This is a genomic window from Galbibacter pacificus, assembly GCF_029603165.1.
Lineage (GTDB): Bacteria > Bacteroidota > Bacteroidia > Flavobacteriales > Flavobacteriaceae > Galbibacter > Galbibacter pacificus.
In genome coordinates, this window is the sequence record NZ_JAQSVC010000016.1 from 1 (window position 1) to 1,434 (window position 1,434).

Below are 1,434 nucleotides of genomic sequence, written 5' to 3' on the forward strand. Positions count from 1 at the left end.
TGTGCCTGTTGCACAAGTTAGCAAAAAATTGACATAGGGTTGATATTTTCCTTTCATTAGATACCTATATTGTAGTATGCAAGGCAAAAAGCAATATCAGGAGAAACTGTTCAATCAGTTTCAGTTAAGTGATCGCGTACCCAAAGACAATTTCTACCGCCGGTTAAAAGACGCGTTGGACTTGGATTATCTATACCCGCTTACCAAAGGATATTACGGTAGTAGCGGACAAAAGAGTATCGACCCGGTAGTCTTTTTTAAACTGTGTCTGGTAGGTTATTTAGAAAACATCACCAGCGACCGTAAGCTGATACCCCATTGCAGTATGCGCTTGGATATCTTGTTCTTTTTGGGTTATGATATCGATGATGAGCTTCCCTGGCATTCTACCATCAGCCGTACCCGCCAGTTGTTCCCTGAACAGGTTTTTGAAGAAGTCTTTACTAAAGTCTTTGAACTGTGTATCTCTAAAGGAATGGTCAGTGGCCATACACAGGCTATCGATAGTGCTCCAGTAAAGGCAAATGCCTCGATGGATAGTTTGGAACTTAAAGTTCCTGAAGAAGAATTGGAATCATATCTTCGAAGCGTTCGCCAAATAAGTAAGCGTGACAAGGAAGAACCGTTCCGTAAGTCTAAAGAGAATAAAGCAGGGAAAGGTCAGCAAACCATGTCCGCTAGTAAAAAGGAATTACAGGATATTACCAATAGGAATAACAAATGGGCAAAGGAACAAGACCAGCGTCCTGGCGCAGGTAATAAAGGGGCAAGATATACCAGCAATAAAACGCATTACAGCCCTACCGATCCCGATGCCCGAATCAGTGTAAAGCCGGGCAAGGCCAGGAAACTGAATTACTTAAGTCAATTAACAGTCGATACTTCCAATCATGTGATAACCGACATAAAAGCCTACCATGCCGATGGCAAAGACAACCAGCAATTAGCTGACATTGTAAAAAGGGTACAACGACGCTTGTGGAACTCAGGACTCCTTTGGGAAAACTGTGTAGCAGATACAGGGTACAGCAGTGGAGAGAATTATGCCTTTTTAGAAAAGAGTCAAATTAAAAGTTTTATTCCTCCACACAGCACTTACAAAGGGAGTCCCGATGGGTTTACCTATAAGGAATCCCAAGATCATTACGTCTGTCCACAGGGTAAGGTTATTCCTTTTAAAAAAGTCTTTTACGAGAAAAAGAACAATACCAAGAAGAAGGAATACCGGGCATCTAAAAAAGTATGTATCGATTGTCCTATACGAACACAGTGTTTAGGAAAGAGTGCACGGGAAAAGAAATTTACGGTAACGTATTACCGAGCTCAATATGAACGTAATATAGCCCGGGTCAACAGTCCGCAGGGTCGTTACATGAAATCCAAGCGGCAAAGTACCGTAGAACCGGTGTTTGGCACCTTAACCCAGTTTATGGG

The 1,434-nt window shown here is 42.2% G+C and carries 1 protein-coding gene; it reads left to right on the forward strand.

Going from position 1 to position 1,434, the window contains the following annotated elements; genetic code table 11:
* Positions 1-76: 76 nt before the first annotated feature.
* Positions 77-1,434: IS1182 family transposase (locus tag PSF86_RS17730; protein ID WP_277901430.1), on the forward strand; the 1,358-nt coding region annotated here is incomplete at its 3' end.